This window comes from Pelagibacterium mangrovi (assembly GCF_036662815.1).
Classification (GTDB): domain Bacteria; phylum Pseudomonadota; class Alphaproteobacteria; order Rhizobiales; family Devosiaceae; genus Pelagibacterium; species Pelagibacterium mangrovi.
Genome location: NZ_JBAFXA010000005.1, coordinates 203,294 through 229,994 on the forward strand (window position 1 = coordinate 203,294; position 26,701 = coordinate 229,994).

Below are 26,701 nucleotides of genomic sequence, written 5' to 3' on the forward strand. Positions count from 1 at the left end.
ATCTGTTCGGCAGTTGCGGCACTCCCCTGAAGACCCGTCCGCTTCACATCGAGCGGACTGCCGGTAATCAGGGGCTGATAAGGAGGAGTAGAAGCGCGGCGGAAAGCAGCAGCGCCGATCCCATAAGGATACGGACCTGCAAAGCCTTCTGCTTGCTGGCGGCTATGGCAATGGCGCGGTTGGTACGACGGCGCATTCGTCCTGCCTGGTTGCGTTCTACATTTCCATCATGGGCAAAAGTGGCGCGCCTTGCAACCCCGTTGGTCGGTTCGGTCTACCCAAAAGTGAATACGGCCGCAACAATCACCCCGAGCGCGCACAGGGCCGCAATTGCCCCGGTGCGCTCGACACGGCTCCCCGCTTCGGCCGGGCCCGCGCTCGCGCGGCGAAAATTCCCGCCGGCAACGCCCAGCATCCCGCTCAGGGCCACGACAAAGGCCAGCTTGAGCCAAAACCAAGGACCCAGCGCTACGAACGCGCCGAACCCGCCATATTTGGTGAAGATCATCACCGGCCCACTGATCCAGTTGAGCGCCAATCCGATATCGCCCAAAGCGATCACCCGCTTGCCGAGCCGCGTCATGCCCGGACTGGCTTCTCCCCGCGCCAGAACGCCGCCTGCGCGCCATAGCACCAGCGTGGCGCCCACGATCATCGCCAGCCCGGCCAGATGGGCGGCGAGCAGCAGGGAATTGACAATGGCCATGATGTCCTCCCGAAATAGCCGTTGACGAGAGGTGGCGCCTCCACCCCCCGATGTCAACCGGCGCGCACGCGCAAAGGATCAATCGTCCAGGTCGATCACCCCTTCGGCGAGAACGACGGCAGCCCCGCCGATCCCGGCATGCTTGAGCGCGCCACCCTCGATATTGAACTGCACGCCGATTTCGCTCGGCCGTCCCATCTCCCTGCCCTGCCGTATCCTGAGGGCGTGATGCCCCTCGCCATAGCCGCCATGCTCGGCCAACAGCCCGATCAACGCCGCCGCAGCCGATCCCGTCGCCGCGTCCTCGCCCGAGCCATGCGCGATATGGAACATGCGCGCCGCATAATCATTGCCGCGCTCCCTGGGCGTTTTGGCGAAGACGTAAACCGAGTTGCGCTGGCCCGAAAACGTATCCGTCCACCCGCGCCGCTCGAGCTTTATCGCTTCTAGCGCCTTCGCATTGGCGATCGGCACCAGATAGAACGCATTGCCCGCCGAATACTGCGCCGGCATCATGCCTTCGCATCCGATGTCGCTTTCATCCAACCCAAGCCGCGCGGCAACCTCTGCAATATCGGTCAATTCCCCGACCCGCTCGGGAAGCCTGGGCAGTGCGAACTTCGCCTCTCCCGTCCGCTTGTCGATCTTCTCCATCACGGCGGTGACGATGCCCACGCCCAGTTCCAGCCGCACCGCGCTCAACCGGTTCTGCAACCCCAGCAACACCGACGCCCCCACAGTGGGATGGCCGGCAAACGGCATCTCGTTGACGGGGCTGAAAATCCGCAGCGCCGCCGTGTGCCGCTCGTTCTTGGGCGCGAGCACGAACACCGTCTCCGACAGGTTGAACTCGGCGGCGATCGCCTGCATGCGCGCGCTGGAAAGCTCATCGGCCTTGAGCACCACGGCCAGCGGATTGCCGTTGAGCCGGTCGCGCGTGAACACGTCGAGAAGATAATAGGGAAGTTTCATCGGCATCATTGCCCCCAATCGGCAGATGGCCACCCGCCTCCCACGGGACGGCCTTTTCGGCACCTCTCTAACGAGTTTCCGGCAAAAGGCAAAAACTTAGTCATTGACCTAACAATTAATATGCGATAGTTAGGCACATGACTAACCAACAGCAACAACTCGATCGCATGTTCCAGGCCCTCGCGGATGGAAAACGCCGTGCCATCATCGACCGGCTCAGCAAGTCCGACGCCAAGGTCAGCGATTTTGCCGGCCAGTTGGGAGTTTCGCTTCCCACCGTCCTGCAACACCTCTCGGTTCTCGAACAGGCCGGGCTGGTGTCGTCGCGAAAGGTCGGACGGGTGCGCACCTGCACCCTCGACACCCAGGCCCTGAGCCGCGCCGAACAATGGATCAACGAACGCCGCAATCTGTGGGGCCGGCGTCTCGACGCGCTGGGCGTCCTTTTGGAAACCGACACCGGAGAGCAGACACATGACTGAGCGCAATGTCATCCACGCCACTTTTACGCTCGAGCGGACCTACAAGGCACCCCGCTCCAAAGTCTTCACCGCCTTTTCCGATATCGAGACCAAGCGAAAATGGTTCGGAAGCGAAAACGCTTCGATGGATTTCCGCGTCGGCGGCCGCGAGCACAGCCACGGGGTCGCCGACTCCCATGGCCGCGTCCATTCCTACCGGTTCGATGCCATCTATCTCGATATCATCGAGAATGAGCGCATCATCTACGCCTATGACATGGACGCCGATAGCCAGCACATTTCGGCCTCCCTCACCACCATCGAACTCACCGATACCGACGGCGGCACGCGGCTCAAACTGACCGAGCAGGGCGCATTCCTCGATGGCTATGACGACCCGAAAATGCGCGAAGTCGGCACCGTGGACCTGTTGGCCAATCTGGCCAAAGCAGTGGAGGAATAAATGGGCAAGCTCATCGTCTGGAACATCGCAAGCGTCGACGGCTATTTCGAAGGCACCGAGCCGTGGGACCTCGCTCTTCATGAAACAGTCTGGGGCGACGAGCTGCAAACGCTCTCCATCGCCCAGCTCGAGGAAGCCGATGCCCTGATGTTCGGCCGCAAAACCTATCAGGGCTTCGCCGACCACTGGCCCGGACAGACAGGCACAATCGCCGATGGCATGAACGCGATAAGAAAATACGCAGTCTCCGACACCCTCGCCGAAGCGGTCTGGAACAACACCGGGATCGTCAGCGGCGACATCGTCGCCTCTGTCACCGAACTCAAGCGCAAAGCCTCCCGCAATATCTACGTCTTCGGCAGCGCCGACCTGCTCTCGACGCTCCTCTCCGCCGGGCTGATCGACGAATACCGCCTCTGCATCGCCCCGCTGCTCCTGGGCCGCGGCAATCCCCTGTTCAAGCCGGCCGATCAGCGGATCGACCTCAAGCTGCTCAAATCCCAGCCTCTCAAAAACGGCGGGATCGTTCTCTACTACGGACTGGGAACCGCGATTTGAGCGGTCCGGTGATATGCCGCGCCCCAACGAGGACAGCAAATGCCAAAATACATCACCATCGGCTACGACGAACGCGCCGGTTATGACCGAACGCCCGAAGACGTCAGGCAGGCAGCCCATGAGCACGATGCCTCGCTCGTGCAGCGCGGCGTCGTGATGGGCATCGCCGGAACCCCGGTTCAGGTGCGCAACCCGAACGGCGAAGGTGTCCGGACCGAAACCGGCCCTTACCTGTCCTCGGCCCTGCCCATCGCCGGCTTTTCCCTCATGGAAGCCCGCGACATCGATGAAGCGATTGAACTCGCCTCGAAATCCCCTTGCGCCGTCGCCCATGGCGTCATCGAAATCTGGCCGCTCAAGGAATAGCGGGCAAGAAAAAGGGCCGGCGAACCGGCCCTCCACGCTTTTTCAAAACACTGTCTCGCCTCACCCACCTCTGTCATTCCGGGATTTATTCCCGGAATCCAGCAGCAGCGCTTCGGGAAACCTCAAGGTTCGCTAGTTCCGCGCCTTGTCCACCAAGGCACCGGCCTTGATCCATCGGAGGTTGACTGGAAAAGTGCGCCGCACTTTTCCAGTTCGGCAACCGACCAACGCAAGAAGCCATGGATCGGGAAGCCTCAGCGTTCGCTAGTTCCGCGCCTTGTCCACCAAGGCACCGGCCTTGATCCAGGGCATCATGTCGCGCAGCTTGGCGCCGACTTCCTCGATCTGGTGCGCGTCGTTGTTGCGGCGGATGCCCTTGAAGCGGGCGGAGCCGGCGCGATATTCCTGCATCCAGTCCGAGGTGAACTTGCCCGACTGAATGTCGGCCAGAACCCGCTTCATCTCGGCCTTGGTCTCGGACGTGATGATGCGCGGCCCGGTGACGTACTCGCCCCACTCGGCGGTGTTGGAAATCGAGTAGTTCATGTTGGCGATGCCGCCCTGGTAGATCAGGTCGACGATCAGCTTCACTTCGTGCAGGCACTCGAAATAGGCCATTTCCGGCGCATAGCCGGCTTCCACCAGCGTTTCGAAACCGGCGCGGATCAATTCGACCAGACCGCCGCAAAGCACGGCCTGCTCACCGAACAGATCGGTCTCGCACTCTTCCTTGAAGGTGGTTTCGATGATGCCCGAACGCCCGCCACCAACGCCCGAGGCGTAGGCCAGCCCGAGGTCGTGGGCATTGCCCGTCGCATCGTGATGGATGGCGATCAGGCACGGCACCCCGCCGCCCTTCTCGTATTCGCCGCGCACCGTGTGGCCGGGGCCCTTGGGGGCGATCATCAGCACGTCGACTGTGTCCTTGGGCTCGATCAGCCCGAAATGGACGTTGAGCCCATGGGCGAAGGCCAGCGCCGCGCCGTCACGGATATTGGGAGCGATTTCGTCGCGGTAGATATCGGCCTGAAGCTCGTCGGGGGTCGCCATCATCATGATGTCGGCCCAGCCGGCCACTTCGGCGACGCTCATCACCTTGAGGCCGTCGGCTTCGACCTTCTTGGCGGTCGAGGAGCCCGGGCGCAGGCCGATGGCGATGTCGGTCACCCCGGAATCGCGCAGGTTGAGCGCATGGGCGCGGCCCTGGCTGCCATAACCGATGATGGCGACCTTCTTGGATTTCAAAAGGTTGAGATCGGCATCCCGATCGTAATAAACGCGCATTGGTCTCTCCCTAGCTCGCTTGTCCGTTGTTGAAATTACGCGCCGAAGAGCGTGAAGAACTGTTCGCGAGCCCGTCGGGCCTGTGCGACGATCTTTTCCTCACTCGGCTGTCTCTGTTCCCCGAGCAGCATGCGGATTTGCGTATCGCGCACCACCAGCCCGAAAAATGTCCTGAAGGTCTGGTCCGAATCCTCGAACTTCAAAAGCCCGGCCTCGCGCCCCGCCTCCAGCATGGGAATGCAGCGCCGGGCCATGCCGATCGGGCCGTTTTCCAGCACGATCCGCCCCAGATTGCGCTTTTCCTGCCCGGCATGGTTCACCGCCAGCCGGTTGAGCGCCACCGAAATGTCCCCGGTCAGGACGGTCAGCCAGTCGCGCCCGAACTTTTCCAGCGCTATGGCCAGCGTCCGCTTGTCCAGCGTTTCGCGGTCCACCAGCACCATCCGCACGCGCGAGGCCTGCCATTGCACCGTCGCCGTCAGCAGTCCGTCCCGGTCGCCGAACCATTTATAGAGCGTTTCCTTCGAACAGCTCGCCCGCCGGGCCACGCCCGTCATGGTCAGCCCGTCCCCGCCCTCGACCAACAGGCCGAGCGCCGCATCCAGCACATCCTTCTGCCGGTCGGTCAGGGTATCGTCGCTGATCGTCAGGGTCGGCGGCGTCACAAATATTCTCTTGGCGATTTCGTCTCTAGGCTCTAAAAAGATGCCGAGCCCCGTTTCCGCGGGCCTCGGCTTCTCGCATTAGGCGTACCGTACGGTACGGTTCGGCATTTTTCAAGCCCGAAGTCTCATCCGCGACGTTCTTCCTCAGTCTATCGCCGTGATGAATATTCGATGGGCGCTGTCAGCGTAAGCATCGCCTGGCGCAATCCGGCCGGCGGCGGAGGCAAGGGCGAGCTGCGATGCACGAGCTGCACCGCCGCCTGATCCAGCTCGGCAAACCCGCTCGACTGCACAAGCGCTGCCGACAACACCTGTCCGCCCGCATTGATCGAAAACCGCACCACGGCGATGCCCTGCTCGCGCCGCCGCTCGGCACCCGGCGGATATTGGCGCCGCTGCGCCAGATGCCGCAACACATCGGCCTGCCAGCGCTGGATCATCGTCGTGCTGGGCTGCGTCCCGGCCACCGATTGCGGTGCCGCTGCCTGCTCGGCCTGTCGCTCGGCGGGAGGCGGCGCGGAGGTCTGGCTGGCCGCCTGCTGGGGCGGAGGTGACGCAGCGGGTCGCGGCTGTGGCGGAGGCGAAAAATCCGTCGCAGGGGTATTTTCGCGCAGTTCGGCAATTTCACGCGGGATCGGCATGGGCATGGGAACCGCCGGGTCCGGAACATCGGCCTCTGGAATCTCCTCCACAGGCTCATCGGGTTCCGGCTCAGGCTCGGGTTCCGGCTCCGGCTCTGGTTCAGGCTCTGGTTCTGGCTCTGGCTCGGGCTCCGGCTCCGGCTCTGGTTCTGGCTCTGGCTCTGGCTCTGGCTCGGGCTCGGGCTCGGGTTCAGGTTCCGGCTCCACCTCGTCCTCGATCTCTTCCACCGGCTCGGGACTGCCTTCCGCCTGCATCATCGGATCGCCCGTCGGCACGTCGATGCTCTCGGCAACCGGAGACGCTTCGAACTCGGCGAATTCGATAAAGATCGGGGTCTCCAGCGTCCCGCCCGGTTCCTGGGGAACGCGAAGCCGATCGAAGGCAACCGCCCCGCCGATGCAGGCGGCGATGACCAGCGCGCTCGCCGTCCCCCACAAGGCAACATCGGTCCACCCGGTCCTCAATATGTGCTCGGAGACCGGCCTGCGCGTATTCATGCTATCGCTAGTCCATGGCCGGCGCGGACGCGGGCTCTGCGCTCTCGAGGCCGACAAGCGCCAGCCTCACATAACCGGACGCGCGCAGCAGGTTCATCAGCTCCATCAGCTCGCCATATTCCACCGCCCGGTCGGCGCGCAGGAACACGCGCGTTTCGCGGTCCCCCTGGGTGACCCCATCGATGGCGTCCGCCAACCCATCGCGCGCCACGACGTCATCGCCCAGCGCAATCGACAGATCGTCCTTGAGCGTCACATACAGCGGCTCATCGGGCCGTGGCGCCGGCTGCGCCGTCGAAACCGGCAGGTCGACATTGATATCGACAGTCGCCAACGGCGCCGCCACCATGAAGATGATGAGCAGCACCAGCATGACGTCGATGAACGGGGTGACGTTGATCTCGTGGTTGACGTCCAGATCGTCGTCGACACCTTCCCTGATGCGCGCCGCCATCGTCCTACTCCGCCGCCTCGTGGTGAACCGCCCTGCCCGAAACCGCGCTGCGATCGAGGTCCCGGCTCACCAGCCGCTCGATCGCCGCCGAAATATCGGCCAGCGATTGCCTGTATCCGGTGATGGCCCGCGCGAACGCGTTGTAGATCACCACCGCCGGTATGGCCGCCACCAGCCCGATCCCCGTTGCCAGCAGCGCCTCGGCAATGCCCGGCGCCACCACGGCCAGATTGGTCGTCTGGGTTTCGGCAATCGAAATGAACGAATTCATGATCCCCCAGACCGTGCCGAAAAGCCCCACGAACGGCGCCACCGAGCCCACCGACGCCAGAATTCCCGTCCCCCGGGACATCTTGCGTCCGGCGGCGACTTCGATCCGCCCCAGGCTCGATGAAATACGCTCCTTGAGCCCGGCGGCCTGGGCATGTGCCGCAAAGTCCGAAGACGCACGCCGCTCTTCCTCGGCGGCCCGCACCAGCAACGCCCCCACGCCCTTGCGCCGCTCCATCTGCCCGATGGCATCGTCAAGGCTGGCCGCCTTGTGCACGATGCGCAAGGCACGACGCGCCCGCTGCTTGGCCCCCATGAGCTGAAGCGATTTCCCCAGCCAGATGATCCAGGTGATCAGCGCCGCGGCCGCAAGCCCGACCATCACCGTCTTGACCACCATATCGGCGGCCAGGAACATGCCCCAGACCGATAGGTCATGCCCCAGCCCGGTCTCGACCATCGGCGCTGTCGCTTCGTCCTGCCCGACCGCCGAACGCGCCGAAACCAGCACGCCCGCGATACCGAGCCCCAGGCGCAAACGCGCCCCCTCGATCATGGTCCAAATCCTGTCATGCATCCGATAGCCCCTCATCTCGCCGATTGGGGAAGAAGAAAGGGCAATCCGCCCGGCGGCGTGCTGTTGAGGCGCAGCGGGCAGGCAAAAACGGATTCGATCACGCTATCGGTGATCGCCGTGCCGCTCGTCCCCTGGGAGACGATCTGCCCCTTGCTCATCACCGCGATCCGGTCGGCATACATCACCGCCAGATTGAGGTCGTGGAGCACGGCGATCACCCCGCCCCCGGCTTCGGCATAATCGCGCGCCACATCCATGATCAGCAATTGGTGCCGGATATCGAGGCTCGATATAGGCTCGTCGAGCAGCAGATAGCGCGGCTCCCCATCCAGCACCGGCGCCCACACCTGGCACAGCACGCGCGCAAGCTGCACGCGCTGTTGTTCACCACCGGACAGCTCGTTGTAATACCGCCCGCCGAAGCCGCCGAGATCGACCCGCGCCAGCGCCTGTTCGGGCAAGCGCGCCGCCTCGCTTTCGCTCAGACCCGGCACGCCCCCCGAAAGCCCCAGCCGCACCACTTCATGGACGGAAAACGGAAAGGTCAAAACGCTCGATTGCGGCAGCACGGCGCGGATCGCCGCGCTCTGCCATGGCCGCAGGGCCGAAAGCGGCTTTCCGTTGATGGAAACTTCACCCTCTGCGGCAATTTCCCCCGTCAACGCCTTGAGCAGCGTGGATTTCCCCGAGCCGTTCGGCCCGACGATCACCGTCAGCTCGCCCGGCCGCGCGCTAAAATCGACGCCGCGCAAAATCTCGCGCCGTCCGATCCCATATCTGATATCGCGTGCTTGATACATGGCGCCCTACCAGGCCAACTGATTTCTGCGGCGCAGAAGGATGTAAAGGAAGAACGGCCCCCCCACGCTCGCCGTGATGATGCCGATAGGCAATTCCGCCGGAGCCACGATCACGCGGCTGATCGCGTCGGCGCCCAGCAGGAACGCCGCTCCCAGCAATCCTGATGCGGGCAGCAGATAGCGATGATCGGGCCCGATGAGGATGCGCAGCAGGTGCGGCACCACGATGCCGACGAACCCGATGCCCCCGCTCACGGCCACCGCCGCGCCCACACAGGCGGCAACGGCGCCGATCGCGATGTTCTTGAGCTTCTGGACGTCCACGCCCATGTGGTGGGCCGAAGCCTCACCCAGCGTCAGCGCGTTGAGCCCCCGCCACAGCATCAGCGACACGGCCACCCCGCCTATCATGAAAGGAGCGCTGGCGAGCACCTTGGACCAATTGGCCCCGGCCAGCGAGCCCAGCCCCCAGAAGGTGAGGTCGCGAAGCTGCACGTCGTTGGCGATATAGACCAGCATGCCCGTCACCGCGCCCGACAGCGCGCCGATGGCGATGCCGGCCAAAAGCATCGTAGCAATCGCCGTCTGCCCGCGCTCGGTCGCCACCCGATAGAGAATGATCGTCGTCAGCGCCCCGCCGGCAAACGCGGCGATCGGGACCGCATAGATCCCCAGCACGGCGCTGATCGGCGCCAGTATCGTGCCGCCCAGCACGATGAACAGCACGGCGCCAAGCCCCGCACCCGCCGAAACGCCCACCAGCCCCGGATCGGCCAGCGGGTTGCGGAACAGGCCCTGCATGACCACGCCCGATATCGCCAACCCCGCCCCCACCATGGCGCCGAGCACCATGCGGGGAAGCCGGATTTCGTTGATGATCAGCATGGCCCGCGCCGCCGAAACGTCCTCGGCGCCACCCAGCCCCAGCCAGATCGTCGCCGCGTCGATGGCCGAAACACCCGACGCGCCGGTGAAAAGGCTCACCATCATCGCCAGCGCGAGCAACCCCACCAATCCAACGAGCACGACACGGGCAAGCGCGCTCCGGTCACCCTGGTGGCCCGACGCGATGGCATGCCTTATGGCAATCATGCTCATGGCTCAGTTTTCTCGGTTGTATATGGCCTCGGAGAGATCCCGTGCCGCCGACGCGGCGCGCGGACCGAACCCGAGCGCATATTCTCCATCGATGCGGACGATCGCCGCATTCTGCCCGGCGGTCGTCAGCGAAACCGCAGGATGGTTGAGAAGCTCGTTGTCGCTCGCCGCGTGATCTCCACCCCGATCCATCATCAGGATGACATCGGGATTGGCAGTGATGATCGCTTCCTCGGTCAGCTGCTTGTAGCCCTCATATTCGGTGATGGCGTTGTCGGCGCCCGCCAGCGCGATGATCCCGTTCGCCGCCGTTCCGGTGCCCGATGCGTTGATCCGCCCGCCGGTCATCGACAGGATGAACAGCACCGATTTGCGCTCCGAATTCTGCGCCGTCAGCTCTTCGACCGCCGCGAAATCGGCGGCGATCCGGGCATTGAGTTCTTCGGCCGCCTCATCGAGCCCCAGCGCGGCGCCCACCATCTGAACCTTGGTCGCAACCCCGGCCGCGTCAAAGGTTTCCGGAACCGTGACGATGGGAACGCTGGCGCTTTGCAGCACCTCGATCGCCTCGAGCGGCCCCGCCCCTTCGAGCATCAGGATCGCCGTCGGCTCGACCGACAGCACACCCTCGGGCGCCAGAGCCCGCATATAGCCCACATCGGGCAATTCGGTCGCCGCCTCGGGATAGGTCCCGGTGGAATCGCGGGCGACGAGATAATCCTCGGCCCCCAGTTCGAAGACGATTTCGGTAAGCGAGCCGCCGATCGTCACCAGACGCGAGGGATCGGCAAAGGGCGTGACGTCCTGTGCGTTGGCGACGGCGGGAGCGGCAATGACGGTCAGGGCAAAAAGAATTTGGCGCATGATGAACCTCAAGCGGCTGCGGAGGCGTTGAATTCGGGCAAGGTCGCAAGCGTCTCGCGCCACAGCGGACGCTCGTCATGCCCCTCGATACGCTTTCCGAAAAACTGGATGATGAGCTTGTCGTTAGCGTCATAGGCTTCCAGCGACGAGACGAAGCCCGAGCTCGTGGGCTTCTTCACCACATAGGCGTTGACGATGTGGTCGGTCCGCAGATGCATATGGAATGTCTCGTCCATCACGTTGAGCCACGGCCCCATGCGCGCCACCTTGTGTACCGGTCCCGAATGGATCTGGATGCACCCCGCATTGCCCACGAACGCCATCAGCGGCAGCCCGTTTTCGGTGACCAGGTTGAACATCGCTTCCACGGCGTCCGTGCCCACTTCGCGCACGTAGTCCGGCCCCACCATGCGCAGCGCCTGATGGCGCGGCAGGTTGAGATCGCGCAGCATGCCGAAGAACTGGTGCGTATCGGTCAGCCGGCCCCAGGCATCCCGCAGCGCGTCGGCATCGGCCTGCGGCCGGGAGGCGTCCACGGCTTCGGAATCGCCGACTGTGCCCGTCTCCTGCTCGGCGCTCTGGTCGGCGGCGCGCAGCTTGGCCACCAGGGCATGGTACGCATCGAGATCGGATTCGGGCCGCAGATGAATTTTGTGAACCGCATCCCCCGCAGCGTCGAAGAATTGCAGCGAGTGCCGCACCCCCTCGTCCCCCTGCTTGGTGACAGCAAACCCGCACGCCCACTTGCCCTGGAAGATGCGCAGATCGATCTGCTCACCCAGCACCATCGCGCCGCGCTCGCCCACGAGCACCTTCTCATAGGGCCCGATCTTCTCGTGCACCGCGCTTTCGTTGCGGGTGAGCGCCATCACCGTGCCCAGCGTCTTGGCGCCCTCGAGCAGCGCCGCGACGTCCACATTGAGGCGCGTCGCGCTCGTGCCCACATGGGCCGCCACCAATTGGGCTTCGGTGATCTTGTGTATCCGCGCGAAATCGCGTTCGCGCATCTGCGGCTGGCTGGCCCGCAACTGAAGGATTTCGGAAGGCGTCAAAGGTGAGGTCATCTCAGCGTCCTATTTGTTCAAAATCAGCTTGCCCTGCCGGGTGATCCTGAGCCGGTAGATCGTTCCTTCATGGTCGATCGCAATCTCCCGCTCCTTGCCGAACAGCTCGGTCGTCGAAACCGTCTGCGGACGGTCGCGTCCTGTGTCCACTGGGTCGGGGTCGTCGTTAGAAGGTGAATTCCAGGTCATCGCAGGCGTATCAAAACCCGTGTGCTCTGCCCGTTTCCACGGACATTTCAATTTCTGACTTCATTAGTCATGTTAAATTTCATGTCAATAGTTGACTCTTGGAATCATGTTTTATAACGCACCCATTCCCGATTATGGCCAAACGGAGGCGCGGGATCAGTCGAAGCAAGCCAGCCTGAAGCCAGCCAGCATCGCGTTTTACCAATCCGATCTAAGGAGCAATGCGAGATGCAGGTCCGCGCGCGTGCGACAGGCAGTTTGATTTTTGGGGGTGGCACAGGCGGATATAACGTTTCCGGCCAGCTTCTCCGTGGAGCCCTTTTGGCGGGCGTAGCCTATGGCGCCATCTCGGGCATCGCCTATGCCCAGGCCCTGCCCCAGCCCGATTATTGCGCCGAGCCGGTCCAGGCATCCGATGTGGCGCTATGTGACGTTGCGCAGGGCTCGATGCTGCTCGACCGCATCACCGTCATCAGCCGCACCGGCGAGACGGCCATCGAATCCATGGCCTCGGTGAGCCAGATCGACGCCGAAACCCTGGCCCGGCGCATGCCCGCCACCGCCAATGACGTCTTCTTCGGCACCCCCGGCATCGCCATCCAGACCGACGCCCGCCGCGCCGGCTCCGCCGCCAACATCCGCGGCCTCCAGGATTTCGGCCGTGTGCAGGTGATCGTCGACGGCGCCCGGCAGAATTTCTCCCGTTCGGGTCACGGCACGTCCTCGATGTTCTTCGTCGATCCCAACCTGCTTGAATCGGTCGAAGTCGTGCGCGGCCCCGTCGCCAACACCTACGGCTCGGGCGCCATCGGCGGCGTGGTGATGTTCAACACCAAGACCGCCGACAGCTTCCTCCTCCCCTCCGAGCAATACGCGCTCGAAAGCTCGCTCAACTTTGACAGCAACGCGACCGGGCTCACCAGCAGCACCACCGGCGCCGTGCGTCTTAACGAAAACGTCGAGGTCCTCGCCAACATCGTCTTGCGCGGCTATGGCGATTACAGCGACGGCAATGGCGACACCGTCGAGGGCACCAGCTTCGATACGCTGAGCGGCCTCGTCAAAGCCACGATCCGTCCCACCGAATACAGCGAACTCAACCTGGGCTGGAGCGGCACCGACGACAGTTGGGAAGAAAGCGGCGGCGAGACCAATATCGACGTGCTCCAGAACACGCTCACCGCCCAGTACGAACTCACCGATCCGGACAACCCGCTGCTCGACCTGCACATCAACGGGTCGCTCAATAGCGCCAACCTGACCTCCACCACGCTGGTGGATCGCAGCCAGTACGACTCGGTAACCGGATTGCCCATCACGATCCCGGCCGGGTCCTCCACAGATTACGACCTGACCACCTATGGGCTCGACATCTGGAACACCTCGCGCTTTTCAACCGGCGCGGTCGAACATGAACTGACCTATGGCGGCGACTGGGTGTTCGACGATGTCGTCACCACCTCACCGACCGGCGGCAGCGACGTCTATACTCCCTCGGGCAACCGCACCGTCTGGGGCGCCTATATCCAGGACAAGCTGACCTATGACTGGCTCGAGGTCATCGGCGCGCTGCGCTATGACGCCTATAGCCTGGAGAGCGACACGAATTCCGCCTCGGGCGACCGCATTTCTCCGCGTCTGACCGTCGGCATCTCGCCCTTCGATGAAGGTCCCTTCGCCGGTTTGCAGGTCTATGGCACCTATGCCGAAGGCTACCGCTCGCCCTCGACCACCGAAACGCTGATGAGCGGCCTGCACCCCTCCGGTGTCGCCTTCCCCTTCCTGCCCAATCCAGATTTACAGCCAGAAACGGCCCGGACCTGGGAGTTCGGTATCAACTATGCGCTCGATGGCTTGGTTACGCCCGATGACAGTTTGCGGCTCAAGGCAGCCTATTTCGACAATTCCATTAGCAATTATATTGGGGGGCGCACTCTTGCTGGATTTCCGCTTAATTCGGCCTGCCCGGTAAACTTCCCGCTACTTGGAAATCCTGACGTTGAATATGCTCCGATCTGCTACCAGTACGACAATTTCGCCTCCGCCGAGATTCAGGGTTTCGAGTTCGAAGCCCTCTACGACCAGCAGACCTGGTTCGCAGGCCTCAGCGCATCGGTGATCGATGGCCACACCATCGAAGACGGCATCGAATCCCCGCTGATGTCGATCCCCACCACCCAGGTCACCGGTACGGCAGGCTTCCGTCTGCTCGATGACGCCCTCACGGTCGGCGGCGAGGTCCAGCACAACTGGCAGCCCGAAGGCGTCGATGCTGACGACTATACGCTCGTCAACCTCTTCGCCAGCTACGAGGCCTCCGAAAACGTCTCATTCAACGTGCGTGTCGATAACCTTTTCGATGTTGCCTATGAGAGTCCCCTTAACGACGCACAATCCAGTGTCTACGAACCCGGCTTCAGCGTGAAGCTCGGCGCCACCGTGCGCTTCTGATTTCCTCCAAGGTGGCGGAGTCTTCAGCTCCGCCGCTTTTTTACAATCAAAAGGGACAACGCCTCATGTTCATTGCCATGAACCGCTTCAAGGTGAAGCCGGACGCCGCCGAAACCTTCGAGCAGATCTGGAAATCGCGCGATTCCAAGCTCGCCGATAATCCCGGTTTCGTCGAATTCCACCTGCTGCGCGGACCTGAAAACACCGAAGAAAATTACGTGCTCTACGCTTCGCACACGCTCTGGAAGAGCCGCGAGGATTTCGAAAACTGGACGCGCTCGCAGAATTTCCGCGACGCCCATGGCGGCTCCGGCGCCGGGCGCGACATCTATGTCGGCCATCCCCAGTTCGAAGGCTTCTCCTTCGTCGAAGGCGCCTAAAAACCCGGCCGACGGCTCGCTTTGCGCCGTCGGCCGTCTCATGCCATCTGCACTACCGCGCGCTCGTCTGCCGCAACGCGTTGACGACCACTGCAAAGGCCGGCGAGTTCTGCCGCCGGCGCGGATAATAGAGATAATACCCGGCAAACATCGGCGACCACTCGTCCAGCACCTGCACGAGCCGCCCGGCTTTGATTTCATCGGCCACCGCATTTTCGGGCACGTAGCCGACCCCCAAACCACTGACCGCCGCATCGATCATGCTCAGGATCGTATTGAAGGTCAGTTGCCCCCCGACGCGCACGCGCACCTCCCGCCCGTCCCTGGCGAATTCCCAAGCATAAAGGCCACCCGATCGGGAATGGCGATGGTTGATGCAATTGTGTTCGACCAGTTCCTGCGGAGTCCGTGGCGCGGGGTGCCGGGCCAGATAATCGGGCGAGGCGACCGCCACCAGCCGCCAGTCCGGGCTGATCCGCACCGCGATCATGTCCTTGTCCAAACTCTCCCCCAATCGAACCCCGGCGTCGAACCGCTCCTCGACGATGTTGCGAAAGCCGTTGTCGATATTGAGTTCGACGTGAATGTCCGGATGGTCTTCCAGCACGGGCTTGAGCTTGGGCCAGACGATCCAGTCGAGCGCATGGTCTGAAAGGGTGATCCTCACGCTGCCCGAAGGCTTGTCGCGAAACGCCATCAGCGCGTCGACATCGTGCTCGATATCCTGAATGCGCGGCGACAATGCCCGCAGCAATCGCTCTCCTGCCTCGGTCGGCGATACGCTCCGCGTCGTCCGGGTCAGAAGCTGCAGGCCCAGCCGTGCCTCCAGCTTCTTGATGGTATGGCTGATCGTCGATTGCGACGTCCCCAACCTCGCCGCCGCCTTGGTAAAGCTGCGTTCCTCGGCCACCGCCAGAAACCACAGCATGTCGTGCAAATCCTGCCGGTTCATGGCATATCGCTCCTTATTCATATCCAGAATGAATAAGTCCATGCCGATTGCAATGGCTAATCAGACAAGTCCTGCCGGTCTATAGTGGTGTCGACTCATCGGCGCGATCGCGGACCGTCAGCATTTCGACACAGCCGGCGGATAGATTTTTCGTCCGGTTCGCTGCCCGCCCCTCCCCTCGCGCACGACGCGCCCCGCCTCGCATCGAACCCATTCAACAGGAGACCGGACAATGGAAATTTTACGCTCGGGCTCACGCCCCTCCGGCAAGGGCCCCGAGGACTGGTTCACCGGCACCGTCCGCATCGACCCCCTCTTCAATCCGTTCGACGCCGATCGCGTCCAGGGCGCGCAGGTCACCTTCGAGCCGGGAGCGCGGACCGCCTGGCACACCCATCCGCTGGGCCAGACTTTGATCGTCGTGTCCGGTTCGGGCCGCGCCCAGCGCCTGGGCGGGCCGATCGAAGAGATTCATCCCGGCGACGTCGTCTGGTTCGCGCCGGGCGAAAAGCACTGGCACGGAGCCGCCCCGCAAACCGCGATGACCCACATCGCCCTTCAGGAAGTCCAGAACGGCAAGGTCGTCGACTGGATGGAAAAAGTCACCGACGCCGAATACGGCGCCTGAAAATACAAAAACCAAACGGAGAGTTATCAATGCTTGCAACCGTTCTCCACGGCCCCGGCGACGTCCGCTTCGAGGAAGTCGCCGAGCCTACGATCCTCAAGCCCACCGACGCCATCATCAAGCTCTCGGCAACCTGCATCTGCGGTTCCGACCTCTGGCCCTATCGCGGCGCGAACCCCATCACCAAGCCCCTTCACATGGGCCATGAATATTGCGGCGTGGTCGTCGAGGTCGGCGACGAGGTCAAAACCGTCAAGCCCGGCCAGTTCGTCGTCGGCTCGTTCGTTCTTTCCGACAACACGTGCCCTCACTGCGCCCACGGCTTCCAGTCCTCCTGCGAACAGCGCGAGTTCATGACCGGGGCCCAGGCGAGCTTTGCCCGCGTCCCACTTGCCGACGGCACGCTGGTCGCGACCGAGCAGATGCCCGATGAAGACCTGATCCCCAGCCTGCTCGCCGTGTCCGACGTGCTCGGCACCGGCTGGTACGCCGCCGACGCCGCCCGCGTGCAGCCCGGCTCGACGGTCGTGGTCGTGGGCGACGGCGCTGTCGGCCTCATGGGCGTCCTCGCCGCCAGGCAGATGGGCGCCGAGCGGATCATCGCCATGAGCCGGCACAAGAGCCGTCAGGATCTCGCCCTCGAATATGGCGCCACCGATATCGTCGCCGAGCGCGGCGAGGAAGGCATCGCCAGAATCAAGGACCTCACCAACCGCATCGGCGCCGACGCCGTTCTCGAATGCGTGGGCACCCAGCAGTCCATGGACCAGGCCCTGCAAGTGGCGCGTCCGGGGTCGATGATCGGCTATGTCGGCGTTCCGCACGGGGTCCAGTTCGACGGCCAGAACCTGTTCTACAAGCAGGTCGGCATGCTCGGCGGCCCGGCCCCCGTCCGCCGCTTCCTGCCCCACCTCATGGATCTCGTCCTCTCGCGCAAGATCAATCCGGGAAAGGTCTTCGACCTGACCCTGCCGCTTGCCGACGTGGCCGAAGGCTATAAGGCGATGGACGAACGCCGCGCCATCAAGACGCTCCTGCGCGTCTGACCGCTCTCGGGAGGGACGGTTCCGCCCCTCCCCCATCCTCTCTCGGGATTTAGGTCTTCCCCGATCACCACAGTTTGGGCAAACTCGGACCCGAACGTGCGGCAATCGCACAATGAGGATCTTGCCATGTTTCGCTCCGCCGTCCCCGCCCTCGCCCTCGCCGCAACTCTCTTTGCGCTTCCCGCCGCCGCTCAGGACCTTGAGGAGGTGATGACCTCTGCCCCCATGATCGGCGCCTCGCTCACCGATCGGTTCTGGGTTCAGTCCGAGGCCGATGCCGGCCTGCCCGGCTCGATGGTGGTGTTCCTCTCCGAAGGCACCATGCTCCAGGATTCGTGCTGGGAAACCTACCGCCTCTCCAACTGGCAGATGACCGGCGAAGAATCCCTGAGCTGGGAGGAGGACACCATGACCATCGAAGCCGACATCGTCGAACTCGACGAGGCCCAGCTCGTCCTTGCCCTGCATCTGGGCGAGGAAATCGTCGAAAAGCGCTACACCGTCGCCGCCGTTCCCTTCGTCTGCCCCGACATGCCCCGGTAGGCCGAACGGACCACAGAGTCTCTCCTCTTCCAACCACGCACGAAAAAAGGGCCACCCAACGGGTGACCCTTCGAAACGGACGGCAGGAGGAGGATGCGTCCGTTATTCGGCAGCCTGCTGCAGATCGTTCTGGCGAGCGGTCTTGGCAGCATTGCCCCACCAGGTAAGCTGGTCGAGCATGTCCTTGGCGCTGGCGCCGATCACGCCTTCGATCGCCGACATATCGGCGTTCTCGCCCATCGGCGAAACCTTCATGAACTCGCCGCCGCCGATGTGAACCGCCGAACGGGTCGGAACCATCTGAAGTTCGACCAGGATGGTGCGCAGGTTTTCGGCAGCGCGGGCGCCACCCATCGAGCCATAAGCAACGATGCCGCCGACCTTCTTGTTCCACTCGACATAAGCCTGGTCGATCGCGTTCTTGAGCGCGCCGGTGATCGCACGGTTGTATTCGGCAACCACGAAGATGAAGCCATCGAATTCGGCCAGCTTGTTCTGCCAGGCAGTTGCGTTGGCGTCCTGCGTGGGCGCCCAGGCGTTGGAGGCGACTTCATTGAAGAACGGCAGGTTGAAATCGCGCAGATCGAGCACTTCCACGTCGAGTTCGGGACGCTCTTTTGCCTTTTCGACGATCCAGTTGGCGGGCTTGTCGGCAAAGCGGGTGTCGCGCGTCGACGAGATGATGACACCGATCTTGAGCTTGGACATTTTCGATGATTCCCTACGGGGTTGGTTACGAACAGTAAGTAGGGCTGAATATGTGCCTTCTCACCCGACTCGCAAGTAGGCACATTTTTGTAAGCAAGGCTGGCTCGCTCGCGACGGCTCAAGCGCCCGGCTGCACGCACGAACAGGCAAGCCATTGATATGTAATCAGTATTTCGGATCAATCACGCGAGATTTCCGGCCCTTCCGACCACTGTTCGTCATCGCCGAACGAACCAACCAGCCCTCGGAAACGACAATCTCCCTGCCGTTATCGCCCGTTTCCGAGCACGCCGAGATATTTCTGCACGGTATCGGCGAATCCGAAAATCAGCGCGTCGGCCGTAATTCCATGTCCGATCGAAACCTCGTCCACGAACGGCACCGCATTCTGGAAGGCCGGCAGATTGGCCAGCGTCAAGTCATGGCCCGCATTGATCCCGAGCCCCGCCGCATGGGCGGCGTGGGCGGTTTCGGCGAGATCCGCCAGGGCTGAAACCGCCGCTTCGCTGTTGTCGTAGCAGCCGCCATAGGGCCCGGTATAAAGCTCCACCCGGTCGGCCCCCGTCTCCTTTGCCGCCTCGATCTGCTCGCGCCCAGCATCGGGATCGCAAAACAGCGACACCCGCCGCCCCCGCGCCGCGAGTTGGGCCACCACATCGCCCAGAAGCTCCTTGTGGGTCAGGAAATCCCAGCCATGGTCCGATGTCGCCTGCTCGGGCGCATCGGGCACCAGCGTCACCTGATTGGGATTGGCCGCCGCCACCAGATCGAGAAAGCTCTCGGTCGGGTAACCCTCGATATTGAGTTCGGCATGCGGATATTCGGTCCGCAGCAGATTGACCAGATCGAACACGTCAGTGCGCCTGATGTGACGCTCGTCGGGACGCGGATGCACCGTCACCCCCACCGCCCCCGCATCGAGCACGATCCGCGCGATACCGACGACGCTGGGCCAGGGCAGGTTCCGCCGATTGCGCAATTGCGCCACGGCATTGAGATTGACGGAAAGTTTGGTCATGACAACGCACTGAAAAACAAAGGGCCATACGAATGAAACGTATGGCCCTCATCTATCGCGAATTGCCCTCAAGGCAAATAGCTTACATCCCCTCCGGCCCGCGCGTGATCGCCGCCAGCCCGGTCCGCACCACCTCGACCAGCCCCAGCGGCACCATCAGCGCCACGAACTGTTCGACCTTGGACGATTTGCCTGTGATCTCGAAAACGAAGCTCTCCGTCGTCGCATCGATCACCTGCGCCCGGAACGCATCGGCCAGCCGCAGCGCCTCCACCCGGCTGTCGCCAAGCCCCGCGACCTTCACCAGCGCCAGCTCCCGCTCGATGGCGCCGCCCTCTTCGGTCAGGTCGTGAACCTTGTGCACCGGCACCAGCCGCTCGAGCTGCGCCTTGATCTGCGTCACCGTTTTCGGTGTCGCCACGGTCACCACGGTAATGCGCGAGCGATGCTTGTCATGCTCGGTCTCGCTCACGGTCAGCGAGTCGATATTGTACCCCCGCGCGGAAAACAGTCCCACGACGCGGGCTAGAACCCCCGGTTCGTTATCGACCAGCACGGTCAACGTATGGCGCTCTTCCGCCTCGGTCTGCGACGGCATGAAATAGACCGACCCGGTCGGCAGCAAATTGGCGTTCATGTTCATTGTTCCTCGAAATTTTCTGATCGTGCAGTTCCAGGCAGTCTCGGCACACCCCTCATCCGACCCGCCTTCGCCGGCCCACCTTCTCCCTCAAGGGGAGAAGGGTAGCCCTTGGCAGCGTCTCGGCAAGAACTCCAAAGCTGCCACAGGAGCCCCCCTCTCCCCCTGAGGGAGAGGGGCCGGGGGTGAGGGGTGCCGCATCGGCATTACCGATGCGTCGGCCAAAGGCCGAAAACCCGCCCTCACTTGAAATCAAACCAGCACCTTCCCCTTCTCATCGATAATATTCCCGATATCCGCCGTATCGGGCAGGATCATCTCATTGTGCGGCTTGCCCGACGGGATCATCGGGAAGCAGTTCTCTTCCTTGCTCACCCGGCAATCGAAAATCACCGGCTTGCGAATATTGATCATCTCGTCGATCGCATCATCGAGCTTCTTGGGGTCTTCGCACCGTATCCCGTGCCCGCCGAACGCCTCGGCCATCTTCACGAAATCGGGCAGCGCATCCGAATAGGAATGCGAATACCGCCCGCCATGCAGCAATTCCTGCCACTGGCGCACCATGCCCATATACTCATTGTTCAAAATGAAGATCTTGACCGGCAATTCGTACTGAATGGCCGTCGACATCTCCTGCATGGTCATCTGCACCGAGGCTTCGCCCGCGATGTCGATGACCAGCGCGTCCGGATGGGCCACCTGCACCCCGATCGAAGCCGGCAGGCCATAGCCCATCGTTCCCAGCCCGCCCGAAGTCATCCAGCGGTTAGGCTCGTCGAAATGGAAATGCTGCGCCGCCCACATCTGATGCTGGCCGACCTCGGTCGTGATATAGACATCACGCCCCTTCGTCGCCTCATACAACCGCCGGATCGCGTGCTGGGGCTTGATGATCGTATCCGAATTGGTGAAGCCCAGCGAATTGACGCTCCGCCATTTCTCGATTTGCCCCCACCACGGCGCGATGGCCTCGGCGCGCGGCTGATTGGTCTTGGCCCGCCAGATGCGGATCATCTCTTCGAGCACGGCGTTGACGTCGCCCACGATGGGCACGTCGACAGTGATGTTCTTGTTGATCGAGGATGCATCGATATCGACATGGATCTTCCGGCTTCCCGGCGAGAACGCGTCGATCCGGCCGGTGATCCGGTCGTCGAACCGCGCGCCCAGATTGATCATCAGGTCGCAATCGTGCATCGCCATGTTGGCTTCATAGGTCCCGTGCATGCCCAGCATGCCCAGCCACTGGTTGTTGGAGGCCGGAAACGCCCCCAGCCCCATCAGCGTGGAGGTGACGGGAAAGCCCGTCAGCTCGGCCAGCTCGCGCAAATTCCGGCTCGCCTCGACGCCGGAATTGATCACCCCGCCCCCGGTATAGAACACCGGACGCTCGGCACGCAGCATCAGGTCGACGGCAACGCGGATCGCCTCCATGTCGCCTTCGATCTGCGGCTTGTAGGTCGGGTGGCTCGGCTCGCTCTGGGGCTTGAGATATTTGCCCATCGCGAACTGGATGTCCTTGGGAATGTCGATAACCACCGGCCCCGGCCGCCCCGAGGTCGCGATATAGAACGCCTCGTGCAGGATACGCGGCAGGTCCTCGATCGATTTGACCAGATAATTGTGCTTGGTGCAGTTGCGGGTGATCCCGACAGTATCGCACTCCTGAAAGGCGTCCGACCCGATCAGCGGCGTCGCCACCTGCCCCGAAATGCAGACCAGCGGGATCGAATCCAGCAGCGCATCGGCCAGCCCGGTCACCGCATTGGTCGCCCCCGGCCCCGATGTCACCAGCACGACGCCGCATTTCCCGGTCGAGCGGGCATAGCCCTCGGCCATATGCGTGGCGCCCTGCTCGTGACGGACGAGAATGTGCTGAAGCTTTTCCTGCTGGAAGATAGCGTCATAGATCGGCAGCACGGCCCCGCCGGGATAGCCGAAAATATGCTCCACTCCCTGATCGATCAGTGCTCGGACCACCATTTCGGCGCCGGTCATTTGTTCGGCCATCTCAGCCACTCCCTACTTTTATTCGTCCTGCCTGACAGGAATCCGGATAATAAAAAAGGCCCCGTCAGGGACCTGTTTTCGGCGCACCGCAATTCGCACGAGGGTTATTCCCTCATGTCGCGATGCGCCAACCTACTACAAGAATGAGTACCGTCTTCACGGAGCTTCTCCAAAATTCGGCACCATTCGTACTGCCGGGTACACCAATGGTCAAGCGCTAAATGCCCCCTCGCCCCATACCCACCATCATCCCGGCCTCGCGCCCGGGACAACGCCGAGTTGATGTAAGCCCGACGCCCACCACACCCACCGCGTCACCCCGGGCCTGTCCCGGGGCAAGGTATGCGCCCCGCTATCGCTCCTCCCCCACCCTGCTCCTCGTCGTCGTCGGGCTCGCCCCGAGGACCCAAAACCCTCGCCCTTCCCCCGCGCACGAAAAAAGGCCCGTGCCGGGACAGCACGAGCCTTTCCAAAAGCCTTGCTACAGCGATTAGCTGCGCGGGCAGGCATCCTTGTACAGGGTGCCGTCCGAGGCGCGGAAGTAGCACTGGTTCGGCTCGCCGGCCACCTGGCCAACCAGCGCACCGGCAACACCGCCGACCACGCCACCAACAACAGCGCCCTGAACCGAACCCGTGGTCACGCCACCGATAACAGCACCGGCGCCGGCGCCGATAGCAGCGGTTTCCTGGGTGCGGGTGCAGGCCGAAACGGCCATCAAAGAAGTAAGGGCAACACCAATAATCAAAAGTTTTTTCATTTCCAAAGCCTCCTGCGACTTACTCTAGAGTTCCCTCGCCCATAAATGCGGTATGTCGGTTTTGGTTCCGCCGACGGGGGCCTCAGGCATACAGTTTTCAACCTGAAGCGAAACTGAACGCCGTTGAGAATGCATTAACTTTCTCCATTTTCTGAATTTTTTCAAGAGCTTTGGCGCGCGCTTCCCGCCCATCGCTCCCATTCGCCCCGCACCATTAACGCTGACAACGTCACGATTCGCGTGTATCGGATGCCGTCCGGCCCGTGGCCATCACGCCGCGCCGGTGGCTTGGGAAGGCCTTTTTTGAGATGAGTACGACCGATTCGACACGCGCCGGTTCGGGCTGGACGACCGAGTTGCGCGCCACATTCATGTTGGCGTGGCCGCTGGTCGTGGCCCAGGTCGCCCAGAATGCGCTGTTCACCACAGACGTCATCATGATGGGCTGGCTCGGCCCGCAATATCTTGCCGCCAGCACGCTCGCCACCTCGTTCTTTACCCCCTTCCTGCTGCTCGGCGGCGGCATCGTTTCGGCCGTCGCGCCCCTTGCCGCCCAGGCCATAGGCGGGCGCAAGATCAAGAATGTGCGCCGCACGGTGCGCCAGGGTTTCTGGGCGGCCATCGTCATCGCGCTGGTCCTGCTGCCGCTCATCTGGCAGATCGAGCCCATCCTGCTCGCCACCGGTCAGGCGCCCGATCTCTCCCGCATGGCCGCCGAATATATGCACATCGCGGTCTTCGTGCTGTTTCCCGGCCTGGGCCTTTTCGTCATCCGCTCGTTCCTTTCGGCGCTCTCGGTCACCCGCGTCATCCTCTACGTCACCCTTGCCGGTGTCGTCCTCAACGCGGTGATCAACTACGCGCTGATCTTCGGCAATTTCGGCTTCCCCCGCCTCGAACTGCGAGGCGCGGCGATCGGAACATTGGTCACCAATTTCGCCATGTTCGGCCTGCTGCTCGCCTATGCCGTCACCCACCGCCGCTATCGCCGCTTCCACATCCTGGTCCGCTTCTGGAAGCCGGATTGGCCGCGCTTTGCCGAAATCTTCAGGATCGGCACCCCCATCGGCCTGACGCTGATGGCCGAGGTCGGCATGTTCGCCGTCGCCGTCATCCTGATGGGCTGGCACGGCACCGACGCGTTGGCCGCCCATGCGGTGGCCCTCCAATGCGCATCCTTTTCCTTCATGGTGCCGCTCGGCCTCGCTCAGGCCTCCACCGTCCGCGTCGGCCTTGCCTTCGGGGCGGGCAATGATCGCGGCATCGCGCTGGCCGGTTGGACGTCCCTCGCCATCGGCGTGGGGTTCATGGCCGTCACCTGCATGCTGTTTCTCACGGTCCCGCAGGTATTTACCCGCCTCTTTCTCTCCCCGGCCGACCCCGCCAACGCCGCCGCGCTCGCCATGGCGACGACGTTCCTGGGCATCGCCGGCCTGTTCCAGATCGTCGATGGAGCGCAAGTGGTCGCCGTCAACGTGCTGCGCGGGTTGAGCGACACCAAGGTGCCCATGTTCATCGCGCTGTTCGGCTATTGGTGCGTCGGCATGCCCACGGCCTGGTTCCTTGGCGCGCCCGAGCGGCTGGCCGGCGTCGGCATCTGGACCGGCCTTGCCGTGGGTCTGGCCTTCTGCGCCGTCGTCCTCACCGCCCGCTTCGCCATGCGTGATCGGCTCGGCCTCCTCGACCGCCGCCGCATCGTCGGCACGGCTTAAACCACCACCGGCAGCTCCGTCATGTCCGCGCTGCCGAACACCCGCAGATAACGGGCGATCTCGTCGGGATCGCCCACTGCCTTGGCCGGGTTGTCCGAGAGCTTGACCGCTGGTCGCCCATTGGCGCTCGAAACCTTGATCACCAGCGAAATCGGCTTGAGCTGCGGCGTCTCCATCGGCGCCGTTCCGGCGAAATCATTGGTGAGGTTCGTCCCCCAGCCAAAGCTCATCCGCACCCGCCCCTCGAAATGCCTGTACGCCGCCTCGATCGTCTCGATATCGAGCCCATCGGAAAAGATCAGCAGCTTCTCGCGCGGATCGCGCCCGCGCTCGCGCCACCATTCGATGATCTTTTCCCCGCCCGAAATGGCCGGCGCCGAATCCGGCCTGAACCCGGTCCAGTCCGCCACCCAGTCCGGCGCGTTTTCGAGAAACGATGCCGTCCCGAACGCATCGGGCAAAACGATCAGCAAATTGCCGCCATAATAGCTCTGCCAGTCCTGGAGCACCTTATAGGGCGACACCCTCAGCGCCTCGTCCCCCTCGGCCAGCGCGGCAGCCACCATCGGCAATTCATGCGCATTGGTCCCCAGCGCCTCGAGATCGGTATCCATGGCCAAAAGCACGTTGGACGTCCCCGTCAGCGCATCCCCCAACCCCTCCTTGAGCGCTTCCACACACCAGCGCTGCCAGAGAAAACTGTGCCGCCGCCGCGTCCCGAAATCGGAAATCTTGAGATCGGGCAATTGCTTGAGCCGTTCCACCTTCTCCCAGGTCTTGGCCTTGGCCCGCGCATAGAGCACGTCGAGCGCGAACCGCCCCATCCCCCGCATCGCCCTGCGCGAGCGCAATTCGTTGATGATCGCCAGCGCCGGGATTTCCCACATCGCCGTCTCGACCCATTTGCCGGGAAAGTGCAGCTCGAACTGCCCGTCGCGCTGGCTCAACTCATATTCGGGAAGCTGGAAATCCTCCAGCCAGGCAAGAAACTGCGGCGAAAAGATCTGCTTGGTGCCGTAAAAACTGTTACCGGCCAGCCAGATCATTTCCTTTTTCGTGAACCGGATCTCGCGCGCATGGTCGAGCTGCTCGCGCAATTCCGCGATGTCGATCTCCTCGGCGAGCTTGACCGAAGTCGTCCGGTTGGTCAGCGAGAATGTCGCGTCCACGTCCCGATACAGCCCCCAGATCATCTGCAGCATCAGGAGCTTGTAGAAATCGGTGTCGAGCAGCGACCGGATGATCGGATCGAGCTTGAACGTATGGTTGAAAACCCGCCGCGCGATATCAGTCTTTGACGTGCTCAAACCAGGTCCACCCCGGCTTCGCGCATCTTTTCGGTCATCGCCGCCATCGATCCGGCAAGGTCGATCCCGCGCGATCCCTCCATCACCACCCGCGCCGAAAACCCTTCGCGCCGTGCATCGATCGCCGAATAGGCCACGCAGAAATCGGTCGCCAGCCCCGCGAACGTCAGATCGTCCAGCCCGCGCTCGCGCAGATATCCGGCAAGCCCGGTCGGCGTCTCATGGTCGTTCTCGAAAAACGCCGAATAGGAATCGATAGCCTTGCGAAACCCCTTGCGGATCACCAGCTCGGCCCGGTCCAGATAAAGCTCGGGGTGGAAATCGGCGCCCGGACTGCCCTGCACGCAATGGTCCGGCCACAGCCGCTGCATCCCATAGGGCATTTCGATGTCGTCGAACGGCGCCTTGCCCGCATGCTGGGACGCAAAGCTCGAATGGCCGGCCGGGTGCCAGTCCTGGGTCAGGATCACATGGTCGAATTCGCCCATCAGCCGGTTGATCACCGGCACCACCTGGTCCCCCTCGTCCACCGCCAGCGCCCCGCCGGGACAGAAATCATTCTGTACGTCGATGACGATAAGCACTTTGCCGGCCATGGAAACCTCCTGATCTC

31 protein-coding genes are annotated in these 26,701 nt (G+C 62.9%); 10 read left to right on the forward strand and 21 right to left on the reverse strand.

The genetic code is table 11. The features are described 5' to 3' along the window. Positions 1-67: 67 nt before the first annotated feature. From V4T21_RS10520 to V4T21_RS10530, 3 genes are all read right to left on the reverse strand, one after another. Positions 68-196 (reverse strand): hypothetical protein, encoded by a 129-nt coding sequence (locus V4T21_RS10520; RefSeq protein WP_332716284.1) that lies wholly within the window; start codon positions 194-196, stop codon positions 68-70. Between the two features lie 78 nt (positions 197-274). Beyond that, on the reverse strand, positions 275-706 hold the full coding sequence (locus tag V4T21_RS10525) for a hypothetical protein (RefSeq protein WP_332716286.1): 432 nt from the start codon (positions 704-706) through the stop codon (positions 275-277). Between the two features lie 78 nt (positions 707-784). After that, complete coding sequence (locus V4T21_RS10530; RefSeq protein WP_332716289.1) at positions 785-1,678, reverse strand: PhzF family phenazine biosynthesis protein; 894 nt, start codon at positions 1,676-1,678, stop codon at positions 785-787. A gap of 137 nt (positions 1,679-1,815) precedes the next feature. Here V4T21_RS10530 and V4T21_RS10535 point away from each other — a divergent pair, with 137 nt between their 5' ends. Genes V4T21_RS10535 through V4T21_RS10550 form a run of 4 tightly spaced genes read left to right on the forward strand, consistent with a single transcriptional unit; the run spans position 1,816 to position 3,526 of the window. After that, positions 1,816-2,160 carry an ArsR/SmtB family transcription factor gene (locus V4T21_RS10535; RefSeq protein ID WP_332716292.1) on the forward strand — a complete coding sequence of 115 codons (345 nt, stop codon included), beginning with the start codon at positions 1,816-1,818 and terminating at the stop codon, positions 2,158-2,160. Further along, positions 2,153-2,602, forward strand: a complete 450-nt coding sequence (locus V4T21_RS10540) for an SRPBCC family protein (RefSeq protein ID WP_332716293.1) — start codon at positions 2,153-2,155, stop codon at positions 2,600-2,602. The genes V4T21_RS10535 and V4T21_RS10540 overlap by 8 nt, the downstream gene beginning before the upstream one ends. Then, on the forward strand, positions 2,603-3,160 hold the full coding sequence (locus V4T21_RS10545; protein ID WP_332716294.1) for a dihydrofolate reductase family protein: 558 nt from the start codon (positions 2,603-2,605) through the stop codon (positions 3,158-3,160). A 39-nt stretch (positions 3,161-3,199) separates the two neighbouring features. Continuing rightward, positions 3,200-3,526 (forward strand): YciI family protein, encoded by a 327-nt coding sequence (locus V4T21_RS10550; protein WP_332716295.1) that lies wholly within the window; start codon positions 3,200-3,202, stop codon positions 3,524-3,526. Positions 3,527-3,790: 264 nt separating this feature from the next. Here the strand turns inward: V4T21_RS10550 and ilvC are convergent, their stop codons facing one another. From ilvC to hemP, 10 genes are all read right to left on the reverse strand, one after another. Continuing rightward, a complete protein-coding gene (gene ilvC / locus V4T21_RS10555) occupies positions 3,791-4,810 on the reverse strand; it encodes a ketol-acid reductoisomerase (protein ID WP_332716296.1) in 1,020 nt (339 codons plus the stop codon). 35 nt (positions 4,811-4,845) lie between these two features. After that, positions 4,846-5,475 carry a TetR/AcrR family transcriptional regulator gene (locus V4T21_RS10560; RefSeq protein ID WP_332716299.1) on the reverse strand — a complete coding sequence of 210 codons (630 nt, stop codon included), beginning with the start codon at positions 5,473-5,475 and terminating at the stop codon, positions 4,846-4,848. 149 nt (positions 5,476-5,624) lie between these two features. Next, on the reverse strand, positions 5,625-6,614 hold the full coding sequence (locus V4T21_RS10565) for an energy transducer TonB family protein (RefSeq protein ID WP_332716301.1): 990 nt from the start codon (positions 6,612-6,614) through the stop codon (positions 5,625-5,627). A gap of 7 nt (positions 6,615-6,621) precedes the next feature. Continuing rightward, positions 6,622-7,068 carry a TonB system transport protein ExbD gene (gene exbD, locus V4T21_RS10570; protein WP_332716304.1) on the reverse strand — a complete coding sequence of 149 codons (447 nt, stop codon included), beginning with the start codon at positions 7,066-7,068 and terminating at the stop codon, positions 6,622-6,624. A 4-nt stretch (positions 7,069-7,072) separates the two neighbouring features. Next, positions 7,073-7,915, reverse strand: a complete 843-nt coding sequence (exbB, locus tag V4T21_RS10575) for a tonB-system energizer ExbB (RefSeq protein WP_332716306.1) — start codon at positions 7,913-7,915, stop codon at positions 7,073-7,075. A gap of 11 nt (positions 7,916-7,926) precedes the next feature. Further along, positions 7,927-8,715, reverse strand: a complete 789-nt coding sequence (locus V4T21_RS10580) for a heme ABC transporter ATP-binding protein (RefSeq protein WP_332716307.1) — start codon at positions 8,713-8,715, stop codon at positions 7,927-7,929. Positions 8,716-8,721: 6 nt separating this feature from the next. After that, complete coding sequence (locus tag V4T21_RS10585) at positions 8,722-9,813, reverse strand: FecCD family ABC transporter permease (RefSeq protein ID WP_332716310.1); 1,092 nt, start codon at positions 9,811-9,813, stop codon at positions 8,722-8,724. Positions 9,814-9,816: 3 nt separating this feature from the next. Continuing rightward, a complete protein-coding gene (locus tag V4T21_RS10590; protein WP_332716312.1) occupies positions 9,817-10,677 on the reverse strand; it encodes a heme/hemin ABC transporter substrate-binding protein in 861 nt (286 codons plus the stop codon). 8 nt (positions 10,678-10,685) lie between these two features. Beyond that, positions 10,686-11,741, reverse strand: coding sequence for a hemin-degrading factor (locus V4T21_RS10595; RefSeq protein ID WP_332716313.1), 1,056 nt, complete (start codon positions 11,739-11,741; stop codon positions 10,686-10,688). 9 nt (positions 11,742-11,750) lie between these two features. Beyond that, on the reverse strand, positions 11,751-11,891 hold the full coding sequence (gene hemP, locus V4T21_RS10600; RefSeq protein ID WP_440589647.1) for a hemin uptake protein HemP: 141 nt from the start codon (positions 11,889-11,891) through the stop codon (positions 11,751-11,753). Between the two features lie 360 nt (positions 11,892-12,251). Between hemP and V4T21_RS10605 the strand changes: the two genes are divergently transcribed. Together V4T21_RS10605 and hmuQ are read left to right on the forward strand one after the other, a co-directional pair. After that, the gene (locus V4T21_RS10605; protein WP_332716318.1) at positions 12,252-14,381 is read left to right on the forward strand and encodes a TonB-dependent receptor domain-containing protein; all 2,130 of its coding nucleotides are present in this window, start codon (positions 12,252-12,254) and stop codon (positions 14,379-14,381) included. A gap of 65 nt (positions 14,382-14,446) precedes the next feature. Beyond that, positions 14,447-14,761 (forward strand): heme-degrading protein HmuQ, encoded by a 315-nt coding sequence (gene hmuQ / locus V4T21_RS10610; protein ID WP_332716320.1) that lies wholly within the window; start codon positions 14,447-14,449, stop codon positions 14,759-14,761. A 52-nt stretch (positions 14,762-14,813) separates the two neighbouring features. Here hmuQ and V4T21_RS10615 read toward each other — a convergent pair whose 3' ends face one another. Then, the gene (locus V4T21_RS10615) at positions 14,814-15,713 is read right to left on the reverse strand and encodes a LysR family transcriptional regulator (RefSeq protein WP_332716322.1); all 900 of its coding nucleotides are present in this window, start codon (positions 15,711-15,713) and stop codon (positions 14,814-14,816) included. A gap of 232 nt (positions 15,714-15,945) precedes the next feature. Between V4T21_RS10615 and V4T21_RS10620 the strand changes: the two genes are divergently transcribed. The 3 genes from V4T21_RS10620 (at position 15,946) to V4T21_RS10630 (ending at position 17,930) form a co-directional block, all read left to right on the forward strand. Continuing rightward, complete coding sequence (locus tag V4T21_RS10620; protein ID WP_332716324.1) at positions 15,946-16,341, forward strand: (R)-mandelonitrile lyase; 396 nt, start codon at positions 15,946-15,948, stop codon at positions 16,339-16,341. Between the two features lie 29 nt (positions 16,342-16,370). After that, a complete protein-coding gene (locus tag V4T21_RS10625; RefSeq protein ID WP_332716326.1) occupies positions 16,371-17,387 on the forward strand; it encodes a zinc-dependent alcohol dehydrogenase family protein in 1,017 nt (338 codons plus the stop codon). Between the two features lie 126 nt (positions 17,388-17,513). Beyond that, entirely contained in the window at positions 17,514-17,930 is a 417-nt protein-coding gene (locus V4T21_RS10630) for a hypothetical protein (protein ID WP_332716328.1), read from the forward strand. A 102-nt stretch (positions 17,931-18,032) separates the two neighbouring features. Here the strand turns inward: V4T21_RS10630 and V4T21_RS10635 are convergent, their stop codons facing one another. The 5 genes from V4T21_RS10635 to V4T21_RS10655 all read right to left on the reverse strand — a co-directional run bounded on the left by V4T21_RS10635 (position 18,033) and on the right by V4T21_RS10655 (position 23,069). Next, a complete protein-coding gene (locus V4T21_RS10635; protein ID WP_332716331.1) occupies positions 18,033-18,638 on the reverse strand; it encodes an NADPH-dependent FMN reductase in 606 nt (201 codons plus the stop codon). A gap of 268 nt (positions 18,639-18,906) precedes the next feature. Further along, complete coding sequence (locus tag V4T21_RS10640; protein WP_332716333.1) at positions 18,907-19,656, reverse strand: pyridoxine 5'-phosphate synthase; 750 nt, start codon at positions 19,654-19,656, stop codon at positions 18,907-18,909. Between the two features lie 82 nt (positions 19,657-19,738). Next, positions 19,739-20,293: an acetolactate synthase small subunit gene (gene ilvN, locus V4T21_RS10645; RefSeq protein ID WP_332716335.1), complete on the reverse strand. Its 555-nt coding sequence runs from the start codon at positions 20,291-20,293 to the stop codon at positions 19,739-19,741. A 255-nt stretch (positions 20,294-20,548) separates the two neighbouring features. Continuing rightward, on the reverse strand, positions 20,549-22,309 hold the full coding sequence (locus tag V4T21_RS10650) for an acetolactate synthase 3 large subunit (RefSeq protein ID WP_332716337.1): 1,761 nt from the start codon (positions 22,307-22,309) through the stop codon (positions 20,549-20,551). 490 nt (positions 22,310-22,799) lie between these two features. After that, positions 22,800-23,069 carry a YMGG-like glycine zipper-containing protein gene (locus V4T21_RS10655; RefSeq protein ID WP_332716339.1) on the reverse strand — a complete coding sequence of 90 codons (270 nt, stop codon included), beginning with the start codon at positions 23,067-23,069 and terminating at the stop codon, positions 22,800-22,802. 308 nt (positions 23,070-23,377) lie between these two features. Between V4T21_RS10655 and V4T21_RS10660 the strand changes: the two genes are divergently transcribed. Beyond that, positions 23,378-24,781: an MATE family efflux transporter gene (locus V4T21_RS10660; protein ID WP_332716342.1), complete on the forward strand. Its 1,404-nt coding sequence runs from the start codon at positions 23,378-23,380 to the stop codon at positions 24,779-24,781. Here V4T21_RS10660 and pncB read toward each other — a convergent pair. After that, positions 24,778-26,088, reverse strand: a complete 1,311-nt coding sequence (gene pncB / locus V4T21_RS10665; protein WP_332716344.1) for a nicotinate phosphoribosyltransferase — start codon at positions 26,086-26,088, stop codon at positions 24,778-24,780. The genes V4T21_RS10660 and pncB overlap by 4 nt on opposite strands. Beyond that, positions 26,085-26,684: a bifunctional nicotinamidase/pyrazinamidase gene (gene pncA / locus V4T21_RS10670; RefSeq protein ID WP_332716347.1), complete on the reverse strand. Its 600-nt coding sequence runs from the start codon at positions 26,682-26,684 to the stop codon at positions 26,085-26,087. The genes pncB and pncA overlap by 4 nt, the downstream gene beginning before the upstream one ends. Between the last annotated feature and the right edge of the window lie 17 nt (positions 26,685-26,701).